We start from the raw sequence: 15,174 nt of genomic DNA on the forward strand, positions 1-15,174 counted from the left end.
CGAATCAGTGATTAGAGCAATTGATTAAATTGCCGTAAGAATTGAAAGCCGAGCGAAATGCTCGGCTTTTTTATGCGCGTCGAATACGGCTTTGTTTTTCATCGTGCTCATTTACCCAGGTTATTACTTCGTTTAAGGGTAGGGCTGGGCAGAACAAGTAGCCCTGAATGATGTCGCAGCCACGACTGCGCAAAAAATGCAGTGTATCCATGTCTTGAACGCCTTCTGCGACGACTGAATACCCTAGGCCATGCGCTAACGCTATTGTGTTCTCAACGATAGAGCGGGTGCCTTCTGTCCGGCTTGCGGTACAAAGAAATGATCGGTCGATTTTAATTTGATCAACCGGGAGATCTCTCAAAAGCGACAGAGATGAATACCCGGTGCCAAAGTCGTCCAAGCTGATCTTAATACCCAATCCTTTGATTTGGTGAATTAGGGGGTTGAGCTCAACAACTCTATCAATCGCCATCGTTTCAGTAATCTCTAAGCTTATAAGGTCAGCAAATTGAGGGTTTACCTTGAGCAGTGTTTCCAAGCGGTTGAACAATAAATTAGACGAGAGATCTTTTGCAGATAAGTTAACGTGGACAGGAAGCTTGATGTCTTTTTCTATAAAGGTCTGGAGATCTTTTTCAACTTGGTTGAGGACCCACATGGTGATGTTGTGCACTTGATTACTTCGCTCCGCGATGGGGATGAAGTCGTTAGGCGAAATCGTTTTACCATTTTCATCATGCCAACGGATCACGGCTTCGAAGCCGACAGCTAAGTTAGTATGTGCGTCAATCAACGGTTGGTAGTATAGCTGGAACTCCTCTTTTTCCAGCGCACATTGAATACGAGAAGAGATTTCGAGCTGGTATTTGGCCCCGACGTTCATGTCCTCATTATAAAATGCAAAGAGATTGCCATTTCGTTTGGCGTGATACATGGCAATGTCCGCATGCTTTATCAATAGATCATTGGATAGAGCGTCATAAGGGTAGGTACTGACACCGAAAACAACGCGGGAAGAGACTTGAAACTCATCTAAATGGAAGCGATTAGACAGTGCTGAATCTAACTCTTCGATGAGACTTTTGCCTGTTTCCTCGCATGCTGACGAGGTGAGGATGACAAATTCATCGCCACCAACGCGGAAAATTTTGTCACTGCCTTTAAGTTTCTCTTGGAGACGTTGCCCAATTTGAATCAGCAGTTGATCTCCACAAAAGTGTCCCATAGCATCGTTGACTTGTTTAAAGTTAACGACATCGAAAAGGATCACTGAGAAAGGGTCTCCAGACTGTATTCTATCTTCGATTAACTCAAAGCAGTATTTACGGTTAGGGAGTCCAGTAAGTGCGTCGTGAACGGCATTACGCTTCTCTTTTTCAGCAACGGTATGAAGTTCCAGTATGGAGTCGTTGCTCCATTTGATAACCAGCACCACAAAAATGCTGCCACCGAATAAAATGAGAGAAACTCCGGTTTCCAAGAGGGAAGCGATAGGTTTTTGCATTATAGCGTGTAAAAAAGCGGCATACGCAAAAATGAAACAGCTGATTAACAACAATAGGAAAGTCCACCCGGGTACATCAGTTCTCGAGCAGATGTTTTTTGTCATCTGCCATCCCCAGCAGAGCAAAATCAAACCTAAGATCACTAATAGAAATGCAATAGTGGGCACATTATTACCCCGATTTATTGATTGGTTTGTTATTTTTGTTCACCCAATAAACAACGTAGCTCATATCTCTGAATTTGTACAAATTGATCTATTCATAAATTATGTTTAACAAGTCATATTTTTTAGTCTTCAAATAAAATCAAAACTTGCTACAGATCAACAAAATTTGTTCAATCAAATCGCTTTTACTAAAAGATTGTTGAAAGATTAAAAAATTATTGAATAATAGAGGGGCAAACAAGAAGTACGCAGCGCACAAGCGCTATTACAACCTCTGCTCTACAACAGGATAACTATTTCATGTCTAATTCGTTTGTACTGGTGATCAACTCTGGTAGCTCTTCATTAAAATTTGCTGTTATTGATTCTGAAACCGGTGAAGCTTTGGTATCAGGTATTGGTGAGTGTTTTGGCCTACCTGAAGCTGAAATCAGTTGGAAATATCAGGGAGAAAAAACCGTTGAAGCAATTCCTGCTGGCGGTAACCATCATCAGTACGCTGTTGAGCGAGTGGTAAAACTACTCGAGACTTTGGGTTTGAGCTCAAAATTTGTGGCTGTAGGTCACCGCATTGTTGCTGGTGGAGAAACCTTTAAAGGCACAGTAAAAGTCGATGAAAAAGTTATTCAAGAAGTTGAGCGTCTTGCTGAGCTAGCGCCACTTCATAACAAAGCGAATGCAGAAGGCATGCGAGCAGCAATGGCAGCATTCCCTTCACTGCCTCAATTCGCTGTGTTTGATACTGCTTTCCACCAAACAATGCCTGCCAAAGCGTTTATGTACGCGCTTCCTTACGAGCTTTACGAAGAGCATAAAGTGCGTCGTTACGGTGCTCACGGCACAAGCCACTACTACGTAAGCCGTGAAGCAGCGAAAATGCTAGATAAACCGGTTGAAGAAAGCAGCTTTATCACCGTGCACTTAGGTAACGGTGCATCAGTGAGTGCGGTTAAAAATGGCGAATGTGTTGATACAAGTATGGGTTTGACGCCGCTAGCTGGCCTAATGATGGGCACTCGTTGTGGTGACCTCGACCCAAGTGTTATCGAGTTCCTTTTCCGTAAAGGTTGGGAAAAAGACGAAGTGTTCGAGATGATGAACAAGAAGTCAGGCTTCTTAGGTGTATCCGGTGTAACAAGTGACGCACGTGGTGTACTAGAAGCCATGGAAGCGGGTAACTCACGTGCGAAGTTGGCATTTGAAATCTTCACTTACCGTGTTGCGAAATACATTACTTCTTACCTAGCTGCTCTGGATTCATTAGACGGCATCATCTTCACTGGTGGTATTGGTGAAAACTCACTACCAATTCGTCGTGAAATCTTGAAAAACCTAAAACTGCTAGGTTTTGTTGAAGATGAGAAAGGCAACGAAGATGCAAGATTTGGCAACGCAGGTGTTATTGCAACATCTGAGTTGCTCGGTGCGAAAGCACTAGTTATTCCTACCAATGAAGAGTGGGTGATAGCATCGCAATCCGTTGAGCTTCTAAATCAATAGTATAGCAGTTAATTTAAACAACAAGCCACCAAATATGGTGGCTTTTTTATTTAATAAATTCAATAACTTAATGTGCTTTCCTGTATAAAGCCCTCTTTTTTTTGATCCATTTGATTAATGTGCAATAATCAATCCTAACAAAAAATTATAGGTTATAGCATTACAGGCTGATTGGAATGGACGAAAAACCACGCATTGCACATATTTATTCTAGAGTTTCAAAGGGCACACAAGTAAAAGGAGATGGCCTACGGCGACAAATCGAAATAGCTAGCAAGTTTATTGAAGATGTAAACATTTCAAACAGCCGTGATGGTTTACCAGTGTATACACTTGCAGATAGCCCCATCTACGACAGGGGGTTAAGTGCGTACTTTGGCTTAAATACAGATGAAAACGCGGGGCTTGGCGCATTCTTAAAAGCAGCGGAAAACGGACAGGTAGAAAAAGGTACGTTGCTAATTGTAGAAGCAATTGACCGTATAAGTCGCTTGCCCGTTGATGATGCCCGCGCTCTGTTTGCACGTTTCAAAAAGTACGGCATTGATGTTGCCATTTGCCGTTTCAACCTGATCATTTATCACGACAAAAGTAGTGACTTAGGTCAAGACCTGCTTATCACTACAGCAATACATTTAGCGCACTTAGAGAGTGAACAGAAATCAAAACGCATACGTGCCAGATTCACACACAAGCGACTATTAGAAAAAGAGGGCGGTGAGAGACGCACATCAATGAGTCCTAGCTGGATTGAATTAAGCAAAGATAAAACGCACTTTGTGTTGATACCTGAGCGTGCGCGAATTGTGCGCAAGATGGTAGATTTAAAGCTGCAAGGCTGGGGTGCTCATCGCATTACAGTTTATCTTAATGAGCAAGGATATCCTTGCTGGAACCGCAGCAATACTTGGTACACAAAGATTGTTGAGAAGTATCTAAAGATGATACAGCTTGTCGGCGACTTTCAACCAGTCGAGCATGTGCACGGCGAAAAGGGGGTGCGCAAAGAACCTGTTGGAGATGTAATAAAAGGCTATTACCCAGCATTGATTACAGAAGAAGAGTGGATCAGGCTTAAAGCATCTTTTAAGAGATCTGGAGGGCGACAAACGGGCGCGTTTTCAAATCTATTTAGCTGCATGCTTTATTGCCCAACCTGTGGTTCTTGCATGTCTTACTTTAAGCCTAATCGCGGGCGCATCAAAGTAAGATGTCGCAAGCAGATTGACAAGCAAGGCTGCGACCAACGCGCACTTAACTATGAAGAAATCGAGCCGCGATTAATTAAAGCGCTGGCTGGTTTAGATTACGCAAAGATTAACAACAATAGCTTTGCTAGCTTACAGAAAGAGCTAAACACGCTAGAAGCGCAGGTTGCAGAGCTAGAAGCAAGCGCTGACGATATTAAGACACAAATGCTTGAAGAGTCAGATCCTCGTATTATATCCGTTTATGTAAACAAGCTAAAAGCTATCTATACAGAGCAAGATAAAGCAAAAGCACGATTTGAAAAGCTATCAACGCAAACAAGCGACTATGATGTAAACACGCTTGAGCAGCTACAATTAGAGCGAAACGAGGACAGAGAGCGCTACAACGGCTTTGTGCGCTCATTCGTCAAGTATGTGATAGCATCGGATTCAAAGCTTGGTAAACCACTGCGTATAGTGTTTAAAAGTGAAGCTGTGGGTGAAGTGCCAGTATTCTTTAATGACGACAAAAATAACAAAGCTATTAGTGATATTTTTACCGCGCAGAAAGATGTAAACGAAGCTGCCCCAATACGACTAATCAACATGTCACGCGTGCATGGTAATTTAGGTAAACTAGCAGCTATTGATACTGTACCCGTACCTGATGATTTGGGCGACGCACTAGAAAGGATAAAATATCTTTTTGCAGTAAGACAAGCTGTACTACAAAACCCCGAAAAATGGCAAGCAATCGCAGATGACGCAAGGTTATTTGAGTAACTTCCACCAACAGAGCACCGCAAAGCGGTGCTTTTGTTTCGTTTGGAAAAAACGCGAAAAAACCAATTATATACCCGAGATCATTGAGTGGGCAATTTTGCCTTTGAGCAGTATGTTTTCGTAGCTTGTTCAGTGCCGTGATATATCCTCTTACGAAGCTCGGGGTAATAGAGTAGGAACTTTGCTAAACCTCTTTCTTAGATTTCTGCTCAGGACAATAAATGATTGGTCATTGGGTAAAACATGATTTATTAATAGTTAATTCTGTTCTATTCAATGAGAGCTATGGAAACCGATTGGGTAGCTGAAATAATTTATTGTTACAACTGGAATCGTGCATATATATTTAATGTAAAAGTGTTTCTTTCCGTTCTTTTATGACGACTCAGGCTATGTTAATTATTGACTAATTCAATTGTAATAAATGGAATGATTTCAAATGAGTAACTATTGTAATTATTATTTAATGAAAGATGTTTTAAATTGTTATTCGATAAGTATTTAATATTATCTTTTTACTTAAAGGGTAAGTATTATCACATGCCATGGCACTTAATAGTTAAGAAGTTATGTAATTAATTTTAATAAAATAACTGTTAAGTCTATGATTGTAAAGTTATTTTTTGGTTAACTCTAAAATTAGAGATATAAACTCATGATTAAAATTAAAAAACAGACGCTTGATTTAAATTTATATTGAATATTTTTAATAGATTGTTAATATGATAAAAATACAACTTGAAGCAAGCTGTGTCTGCGCGTTTATTTGTTCCAAATAAAACTCCGACAAATACTCCGCCCATTCAGGTTGGTTGCACTAACCCCCTTCGGTGTTAGCGCTGGCTTATCATATGCTGTAAGTCTTAGTTCGTAATAACCATATCTAATTATTTGAGAGGTGAGTATAAATACAACAAAAGGTAATAATTATGAAAAACGATATATTAGATCTTCTAAGGGATGTAGGGGCAGAGGATTTTAGAGCTATTGAAACTGCCATAAAGACAGTAAAAAAAGAGAAATACAAAGCTCGTAAAGAACCTGCTGATTTGCAGATTAAATCAGTAAAGACAAATCTCACTGAAAAAGAATATCAAGAGCTAGTTAACAAGCAATGCATAGCTGGTTATTCAAAGCTTTCAGCATTTACTCGTGACATCATCAATAATGCTGTAAAAGTCAAACCCATCATTCTAGAGGCATCTAAAGAGTTCTTCACAGAAACTTCAGAACTCACTGAACACATTAAAACAATTGCCAACGATATTGATAATAGTAAATCTCTCACAAGAGATGAAATAGAAAGTACTCTTGTTGTACTAGCAGGGTTATTAAGAGAGTTTCAAGCTACTCGTCACTTGCTAGTGAATAGCTTTACTCAAGAAGTGGCTTATGAAATAGCAAAACAGCATTTAAATGAAGACAAGCTTTTTCAGCTACTGAAAGAAATTAATGGGTTCAAGTCATGATCTATAAGGAACCTGAACAAAAAGGCGGTAAACACACAGAGCAAACCGCAGATGCTCTCATAAAGTATGTTGCTGGTGACGATGAACGAGTGGCTAAATATTTAGTAAATTATGGTGCAGGAGCCACTAAAGTCGCTGGTGCATTAACAGAATTTATTTATGCAAATAACATTATAAATATCCCTGTAAATGCTAAAAACGCACCAGAGGATATGTTAGATATGTCACTTGCGATAAGGGAGATGCAAGAATCTATAAGGCTTAACCCAAGTGCTAAACAGCAGTTTAAGCACATGATAGTTAGCCTCGATACAAATGAAAGCTTAACTAATGCACAATGGTGTAAAACAGCTAAAAATTTGATGAGCCGCTTGGGTTATGCAAATTGTAGATATATTGTCTTTAAACATAATGATACCGACCAAGAACATATACACGTAATCACGTCTACCATCGATATAGTGACAAGAAAGCGCATCAAAGACTCTTATAGCAAGATACGAGCACAAGAAGTAATGAGGGAGCTAGAGATAGAGTTTGGTCTGCGACAATTAGTAAGTAGTAATGAGGTTGGTTACGATACCTATGCTGATATTAATGACGCTAAAAAATTTAACAAGAAGGCTCAAATCGCTCGGCTGGTAAAAACAGGTATTAATAAGTTAAAGCCAGGCTCTAATCTTGCAGAGTTTGTCACTGCTGTTGAGTCAACACATTCAAGGCTCAAAGTAGAGCTACAAACAAAGAAGGGGATGGCGGTGGGTATCGTATTTAATCTCGACGGGGTTCGAATGTCTGCTTCTCAGCTGGGCGGAAATCGAAAATATACACTAGGAAAGCTAATTAGAAACGGTATTCTACATGACGCCTGTAAAGACCTTAGTAACTATGAAGAAGAACTTGAAAGAGCGGCTGCGCACGCTCAAGAACAATCAGATAATGCGATTAGAGTTTATGAGAATAAGCAAGATCAAGATATGAGGACTTATCTTGTCATGCTTTCTGTGAATGTTAGATATCGCAGAGAAGTGGAACAATTAATAGATGATATGAAGTGGAACTTGAGAGCACGTAAAAGATTAAAAGGCGCTTCTGATGTTGTGTATGTCGTTGAGATGATTTCTACGCTTAAAGATGTTGAAATGGGTTTTGAAACTGTCATTGAAGCGCTATTTTTGGATACTATTGATAAAGCATTTAGATGCATCACTAAGCGAAAAGCAATGGAAAATTTATTTGAAAATTTAAGCACAAAACAGATTTCTGAGAGTGACTATAAGACTTTTATTACTACCGCTCATGTTGAGATCTTACACAAGAATGATAAACCACAACAAAGTTTGGTGAACAAACTATTAGAAAGTATCATTCGCCAGGACCACAAAGGTATAAAGAAGTAACCTAATATTTATAGTTGTATTTAAATGCAATGATATTACTTTCTATATATAATTCCCTAGTCATTATTTTTTAATGTCTCGGTGATTTTTAAAAATCAATGATTCGTCTTAGTTAATAAATTTTTTATCAAATTTTTCTGTCAATAATAATGGAATGTCAGTTAGTTTGTATTAGATAGAGATTGAAAATCAATCTTTTAAAATTATATTTTTGGCAAATTTCAGTTTCTTTACTTATATTAATTTAACTGGTATCTTATATTTAAAGATAAAAATAAATGATAAGGTTTTAATCATGGCTAATAACGCAGATGCAATTAATGTAGCAGTAGATAAAGAAAGATATAACAAAAATAATGATGGTATGTACTATACGCCTTACCGTCATAGAAAAGGTATGACTCTTTATCTTAGATTAAATATAAAGGTAAATGATCAAGATTCTAGAAATAGATCTCCCATGACAATGGTGATTAATGTTGCTCAAAAACGTATTGATGAGTATCCGAAGTATACATTTGAAGAGTTTGTAAGTAACAATGCTTCGGAATGCGTGAAGGCGGGGGAATTCGAGATTACTCGAGGTGCCTATGAAAAATTTTTAGCTAAACATAAATACTATTACAGAATATATCATCAAGCAAAAATGAATGAATGCCGCGGTTACTTCGAGATTGACAGAGCGGGAATTAAGAAAGAGGCGGCAAAGATATCAAAGCCAGTTCATGACGTAGCAGATATGGTTGAAAAGCTTGCTTTAGATGGTCTTTTGACTGCTGTAGAAGCACAAGATCTGTATCAGTCAATGTACAGAATTAAACAAGTATTAGACGCATACGTTATGCCTGATATTCTTTTTCAGAATATGCTTTTCTATGATAAAAAATTAACTGATAAAATTAAGACTTACAATCATTTATCTAACTTCAAAATTTCAAGTAAAGCAAATGCTGACCGTTTTGTTAAACACATGAGTAAAATAGACAGTTTTGAAACTGGTAATAGAGTTAAAAAATTAAGCACTGAAAGAAAGATATTAGAGTCTTTGTGTTCCAGTCTTTAATAAAACCTCATTGATATCTGCCAGATCAAAGATCTGGCTTTTCATATTATATTCAAGTGTCCGTTTTTAAACATAATGGATGAATAGTATTGTTTTACTGAACATCATGGATTAGTATTCATCATATTCTGCTACCAACATGTAATAGGGATGATTATGAAGGATGATATGCATGAACAACTTGGCGTTAATAAGTCCTTTCTTAACGACACATTCGCAATGATCCGCATATCTAAAGACGGAGAGGTTTGGGTGCAATATCAAGATAAGATGGACATACCATCTGGCTCTAAAGCAATTAATATTACAGCTGATGTTCTTAAAATTATTGCGCTTTATAAAAGTAGTGAGTAATAATAGTGCGGTTTAATGAAATTAGATTTAAATAATAAGGTTTGAGAAATCGACTGTAATTTATCATTATTATCACAGTTTTCTCTTTCCATTAAAGGGAAGTATTATATTTTATAGATATGGATAGACTATGAAAGCTCGAATTGGAATAGCCGATGAAGAACTAGTTCGTAAATATATGTTGGATGTTTCAGCTGGTAAATTAAACCATGTAGAAGATTTTCCTCATTTGTGGTTTACATCATTAACGGAGCTGGCCCAGGTTTTAACTAACGAAAATATTAAGCTTTTGTATATGATTTCTCGTGATAGAGCAAATAGTGTAAGGAAGTTATCTGAGATAACAGGTCGCAGTGTCGAAGAACTTTCGATTTCTATTGACGACCTTGCATCTAAAGGTTTTGTTCGTATTGATAGGTGTGGAAACGAAGAGTGTCTTACAGCAATCTATACATCTTTTGTGATACTAGTGGGCAAAGAACTGGAAGAGCTGCTTCAATAGCTACTTTGATACTAAAATCAAGCGCACTGATACTTTTTTGTTGTTCCCAAGGCATAGAATGATGTATGGAATCCACTCCCTCCTTTGCCAATTAGACTTAGGAGAATGAGACCAAGACAAGGATTCCAATATGTTGACGAATAATGTTATCGCTATCGACTTAGCCAAAAATGTTCTTCAAGCCTGTCATATCAGTGTTCATGGTGAATTGCTTTCCAATAAGCCCTTAAGCCGACAGAAAATGAAAGAGTTTCTTGCTAAGGCAAAGCCTTCAATTGTTGCTATGGAAGGCTGCTGCGGTTGCCATTACTGGGGACAACTTGCTGAAAAACATGGGCATCAAGTACGCATCATTAACCCCAAAAAAGTGAAAGGGTACTTGGAAGGCCATAAAACTGATCACAATGATGCTCTTGCTATTGCTAACGCAGCAATTCAAATAGGTATCAAATACAGCCGACCAAAATCATTAGAGCAACAGTCAATGCATTCTTTAGAGAGTAGTCGCCGTTTCTTATCTCGCAGTGTAGTTTCTTTAGGACAGCATATTCGAGGAACGATGTTAGGTTATGGCGTTGCTAACCCAAGAGGTGAAAAAGGTTTAAAAGCGTCGGTTCAAACAGCTCTTGATGGAGAAACATCAATACCAGCCAATGTCGTTTCCGTTCTGTCAATGTTATGGAATCAATATAAAGAACTGAAAGCACAACTTATCGCATTCGAAAAAGAGAAAAATGCTCTAACGCGTCAGATAGAGCCATGCCAACGATTAATGGAAATTGAAGGTGTTGGAGAAACAACCGCTGCAATGCTCTACATAACTCTTGGTGATGGAAAGCAGTTCAAGAATGGTAGACAAGCTTCAGCGTTTGTTGGTCTTACCCCAAAACAACACAGTTCAGGTGGCAAGGTCTTTATGATTGGGATCGACAAGTGCGGGGGCGTGAAAGAGTTACGCTCCCTTCTCTATCTTGGTGCAATGTCCTACGTTGGGCGACTACCCGAAAAACCAAAGACCCAGAAGGATGCTTGGTTGAGGAGCATCATTGAACGTATTGGCTTCAAAAAGGCCTGCATCGCATTAGCTAACAAGGTGGTACGAACGGCGTGGGCAATGCTTCGGTATGAGACTGAATACAAACCTGCTTTACTCACAAATTAATTACTAATAGATTCTTAGATTTTACAAAATGATGAAGCATAAAAGGTAAGACCAACCTACTGAAAACCTGACCATTCCTTCATGCTTTTAAACCTGATAGCACGATGAGGACAGTAGGTGCGCAAAGGCGTTGTTGACTAAATCGATGGAACCTTTTCCCAGTCCTGCGATCTGATCTCATGTAGTAGAAGCATGGTGTTGTTATGGGTAAGTCAAAGAAGAAGATAGCGAACTGGAGTGAGTACAATGAAGCCTTGTGCAAACGAGGCTCAGTAACGTTTTGGATTGACGACTCAGCCGTTGAAGCGTGGCAATGTAAAAGTCACCATGGTAAACGTGGGAGAGGCTTTCAATTTTCTGATACTGCTATTGAAACAGCTTTGATGATTAAAGGGATATTCTCTCTCCCGTTACGTGCGCTTCAAGGCTTTATCGATTCTATATTTGCCTTGATGAACGTCCCTTTACGCTCTCCTAACTACACCAGTATTAGCAAGCGCTCAAAGACAGTTCAAGTTAAATACAAAAACAAATCTAAAGGCTCAGTTCGCCATATCGCCATTGATTCAACAGGTCTGAAAGTTTTCGGTGAAGGCGAATGGAAAGTTAAGAAACATGGAGCCGAGAAGCGTAGGACTTGGCGTAAACTGCACCTAGCCGTTGATGTCAATACACATGATGTGATTAGTGCAGAAGTAAGCCTCGTCAATGTTGGTGATAGCGAAGCTTTCCCTACATTATTGAATCCGCTTCGTAGGAAAGTCCATTCTGTATCAGCAGATGGTGCTTACGACACGAAAAAGTGCCATGAAGTATTGCAGATTAAGGGTTGTAAGCCTCTCATACCTCCCAGAAAGAATGCTGGCTATTGGGAAGAGGGACACCCTCGAAATGAAGCGGTTGATGCCCTTAAAAACGACTCCCTAGCTCAGTGGAAAACTGACTCTGGTTACCACAGCCGTTCAATCTCTGAAACAGCAATGTCTCGATATAAAGGGCTGACTAGCGGCACATTGAGCTTGAGATGTTATAACGCTCAAGTTGGTGAGGCTTTGGCAAACGTCAAAGCAATGAACAAAGTCCTAGGGCTAGGTATGCCTATTAGAAACTGACAGGTGGGTTCTGTAAGGTAACTTCATCCGTTGCCTGATTTGATCAACAAGGCCGTGCGCAAAACATCAAAGGCTAGAAGGTAGCCCCTTCAACAAGAAGCCGAATATACGACCGCATCTTAACTTTAATTGCTAAATCACTTTGTAAATACGTGGATCCCATATACAGAAATGGGGCATGCGAAGAGAAATGGCTAACTCCGCAATATACGACTAACTGGCGAGATATTATACTTAAAGTAACGTGCTAAGAGCTTAATTCGGGACATAGGTATTTTTATCATGCACATAACACCGACGTGATTACGAGTTGCTAAGCTAGCTAAAACGAATGGCGATATTTCTGAGCCAAAAAAAGCTATTTACGACGTGGAAGAAAACTATTATCAAACTTGTTTTCTCAGTAAGGCTCAGTTTTAGTCCTAATTATCACGAAGCGAATCGATTCACGATGGCTTTACCGACACCACTGGTAGGGGGCCGTGTAAACAGTTCCATCCATAATAACATGTTCCTGCTAAGGTTTAAATTTAGAATAACGGGCTGAACCTCGCACTAAAGGCTCCTCTAATATGAAGGGAATATCTTTGATTTGTGCCAAAATCGATCTCTTCTTCACGAGTGAAGTCTGCCATAGATTCAAATGTAAGTAACGTAGCATCAAAAAATAGAGCATTAAGAATAATAGGGAAGTTCTAGGGGCAGGATTTGCTTTTACAGCAATTCGATAATCTAATCGAAAATCAAAATTCTATAATTCCTGCTGCTACCGCTTGCCACTCACTTAGGGGATACGAATAAGCTGCTCGCGCAACCATCGAGTTGCTAACTCGATGATGATTGTGAGATAACTATCTAGTTATAGAGTTAGTTTTATTTATAGCATTTTACCAATCATCAGGGTCGAAAACTTTTACATGCTCACGACTTACAGCTTTGTGTTGAATATGTAGTTCAAGCTCTAGTGACGACAGCAGTCGCATCAGACTTTCGATACAGGACGAGGCAGGATCACGTTCAAGTTTCGATACCGTTGTCTGTTTTAGGCCAACGATATCTCCGACCTTAGTTTGGTTCCGCCTTTGATTCCTGCGTACATCACGCAAGTATATTCCTAGTTGCTTAGGACTAGTTATGAGCATATATACCTCCAATGTAAATTAATCCCTATAGAGGATAATATCACGTTAACCCTTTGAGGGGTTAAAATTGATTTTACCCCCTCAAAGGGGTAATAAGTTTAGAAAATGTTTAGTACTTTCAAACACACCTTTGTCGGATAGGCGACACCTGTTACCAGATGCCGCCCTCCTAAGAACCGTACGTGCAACTTTCACTGCATACGGCTCAAGCCTCCGCTAAGGCGTATTACGTTACCCAGCAACCTAGATAGCAGTTAAGGCAGGGTCAAACCAAGAGTGACGACTTTCCTTTTTCGGCTTCCTCTTTGCCAAGTAATCTTGGTAAAGCGGATCGAATGGGGTTGCTGCACTTCTAATTTTCACATGCCTTTTGATCGGCGTTTTCGCTATTTGAATTAGGTTGTAGTGACAGTCCATATTGGCGATTTTCTGCCAACCGTGAAATTGCCATCCACCACTTCTGTTCATGTAGTATTTTCGCCTTACCCAGTCTTTTGGTTTAGTGGGATGACGTCTAACCGCCCATCGCCACAGTAACCAGAAAATTTGATGACCGAGGTAACCGAAAGTGCGCTTTGCAACGCAGTGGCGATAATAGTTCGCCCAACCTTTCAGCTTAGGGTTCAGTAATCTAATGAGATCATTGACTGGCATTGTTGCGTGCTTCTTGATGAGTTCACGCAAGTTACCCAAGAAAGAGAGAACGTTGCTCTTACTCGGTTTGATGAGTAGTTTGCCTTTGTACTTCCTGAGGTTAAAGCCCAGAAAATCAAAGCCATCATCTATATGAGTAATGTGTGTTTTCTCTTCAGAGAGTGTCAACCCTCTTTCTTTTAGAAAATCAATCACCCTTGGTTTGACTTCGTTAACAAGAACATCTTTTGACGAGCCTGTTATCACAAAATCATCCGCATAACCGATAAAGTTAACTCGTTCTCCCGATTTCTTAGCGACTTCTTTCACGAGCTTTTCTAGGCCCGCAAGCGTCAGTAACATAAGCGTTGGAGAGATAATTCCTCCTTGCGGAGTTCCCTCCGACGTTCGGTAGAACAAGCCCTTATCGATATAGCCAGAGCCTAACCACTGCTTCAGCATCCTTTTGTCTATTTGAACATGTTCAAGTAGCCATTCATGCCCAATCTTGTCAAAGCAAGCTTTAATATCCCCCTCCAAAACCCAGCGACCTGAGCGCTTAAGACACAAGCATTTGAAGCATTGTGCTATTGCGTCAGCCGTACTGCGATTAGGGCGAAAACCGTAGCTATTTGGATCTGCTATCGTTTCCGATATCGGTTCCAAAGCGAGCAGATAAAGCGCTTGTTGCGCTCGGTCTATCATGCATGGAATGCCGAGGGGTCTAAGTTTGCCATTCTTTTTCGGGATGTAGATACGTCTGAGCGGTTTAGCTCGGTAGCCTTTGCGATTCAATTGGTCCACTGCGGTCATTCGACGGGCATCCGTATTCCAAATGACACCATCGATTCCTGGAGTGTTACTGCCTTTGTTTTGGGACACCCGCTTCACAGCAAGTAATTTCGCTGATCTGGAGTGGGTTAAGATCCACTGCAAAGCCTTCGCTTTACTGTGTTTTCCCTCTCGAGTTGCTTTTGCAATGCGCATTTGAAGCTTTAACACGTGCGACTCGACAGCTTTCCAATCGATGGATTGCCATTGAGTGCCATTAGGAGAGGCACTAACTTCTGATGAAGCCACCATTTGCGTTTCTCCTTGAATAAAGTTCTTCAAATCATCTTGCAACGGGAGACCAGTTAGAAGTCAGCTCGCTTTCGCGCCAGATATAAACCTGTATCCACTTCATTACAAA

At 39.9% G+C, this 15,174-nt stretch carries 12 protein-coding genes; 9 read left to right on the plus strand and 3 right to left on the minus strand.

The window, feature by feature from the left end; all coding sequences use genetic code 11:
• Positions 1–70: 70 nt before the first annotated feature.
• On the minus strand, positions 71–1,609 hold the full coding sequence (locus ACZ5ZC_RS06055) for a putative bifunctional diguanylate cyclase/phosphodiesterase (protein WP_031780182.1): 1,539 nt from the start codon (positions 1,607–1,609) through the stop codon (positions 71–73).
• A 363-nt stretch (positions 1,610–1,972) separates the two neighbouring features.
• Here ACZ5ZC_RS06055 and ACZ5ZC_RS06060 point away from each other — a divergent pair, with 363 nt between their 5' ends.
• The 9 genes from ACZ5ZC_RS06060 to ACZ5ZC_RS06100 all read left to right on the plus strand — a co-directional run bounded on the left by ACZ5ZC_RS06060 (position 1,973) and on the right by ACZ5ZC_RS06100 (position 12,207).
• The gene (locus tag ACZ5ZC_RS06060) at positions 1,973–3,172 is read left to right on the plus strand and encodes an acetate/propionate family kinase (protein ID WP_074189974.1); all 1,200 of its coding nucleotides are present in this window, start codon (positions 1,973–1,975) and stop codon (positions 3,170–3,172) included.
• Positions 3,173–3,348: 176 nt separating this feature from the next.
• Positions 3,349–5,145 carry a recombinase family protein gene (locus tag ACZ5ZC_RS06065; protein ID WP_014234481.1) on the plus strand — a complete coding sequence of 599 codons (1,797 nt, stop codon included), beginning with the start codon at positions 3,349–3,351 and terminating at the stop codon, positions 5,143–5,145.
• 929 nt (positions 5,146–6,074) lie between these two features.
• Positions 6,075–6,614 carry a chromosome partitioning protein ParA gene (locus ACZ5ZC_RS06070; RefSeq protein ID WP_065861136.1) on the plus strand — a complete coding sequence of 180 codons (540 nt, stop codon included), beginning with the start codon at positions 6,075–6,077 and terminating at the stop codon, positions 6,612–6,614.
• Complete coding sequence (locus ACZ5ZC_RS06075) at positions 6,611–8,014, plus strand: relaxase/mobilization nuclease domain-containing protein (protein ID WP_464931495.1); 1,404 nt, start codon at positions 6,611–6,613, stop codon at positions 8,012–8,014. Before ACZ5ZC_RS06070 ends, ACZ5ZC_RS06075 begins: the two co-directional genes overlap by 4 nt.
• 295 nt (positions 8,015–8,309) lie before the next feature.
• On the plus strand, positions 8,310–9,077 hold the full coding sequence (locus ACZ5ZC_RS06080; protein WP_054868283.1) for a hypothetical protein: 768 nt from the start codon (positions 8,310–8,312) through the stop codon (positions 9,075–9,077).
• A 156-nt stretch (positions 9,078–9,233) separates the two neighbouring features.
• A complete protein-coding gene (locus ACZ5ZC_RS06085) occupies positions 9,234–9,431 on the plus strand; it encodes a hypothetical protein (protein WP_054868280.1) in 198 nt (65 codons plus the stop codon).
• Between the two features lie 130 nt (positions 9,432–9,561).
• Positions 9,562–9,933, plus strand: a complete 372-nt coding sequence (locus ACZ5ZC_RS06090; RefSeq protein WP_054868281.1) for an HVO_A0114 family putative DNA-binding protein — start codon at positions 9,562–9,564, stop codon at positions 9,931–9,933.
• 130 nt (positions 9,934–10,063) lie between these two features.
• Positions 10,064–11,095 (plus strand): IS110 family RNA-guided transposase, encoded by a 1,032-nt coding sequence (locus ACZ5ZC_RS06095; protein ID WP_464931496.1) that lies wholly within the window; start codon positions 10,064–10,066, stop codon positions 11,093–11,095.
• Between the two features lie 203 nt (positions 11,096–11,298).
• The gene (locus ACZ5ZC_RS06100) at positions 11,299–12,207 is read left to right on the plus strand and encodes an IS5 family transposase (protein WP_464931497.1); all 909 of its coding nucleotides are present in this window, start codon (positions 11,299–11,301) and stop codon (positions 12,205–12,207) included.
• An 887-nt stretch (positions 12,208–13,094) separates the two neighbouring features.
• Here the strand turns inward: ACZ5ZC_RS06100 and ACZ5ZC_RS06105 are convergent.
• Positions 13,095–13,349 (minus strand): helix-turn-helix domain-containing protein, encoded by a 255-nt coding sequence (locus ACZ5ZC_RS06105; RefSeq protein WP_054868282.1) that lies wholly within the window; start codon positions 13,347–13,349, stop codon positions 13,095–13,097.
• A gap of 243 nt (positions 13,350–13,592) precedes the next feature.
• Positions 13,593–15,065, minus strand: coding sequence for a group II intron reverse transcriptase/maturase (gene ltrA, locus ACZ5ZC_RS06110; RefSeq protein WP_031820039.1), 1,473 nt, complete (start codon positions 15,063–15,065; stop codon positions 13,593–13,595).
• Positions 15,066–15,174 lie beyond the last annotated feature (109 nt).

The organism is Vibrio sp. JCM 18905, assembly GCF_055393305.1.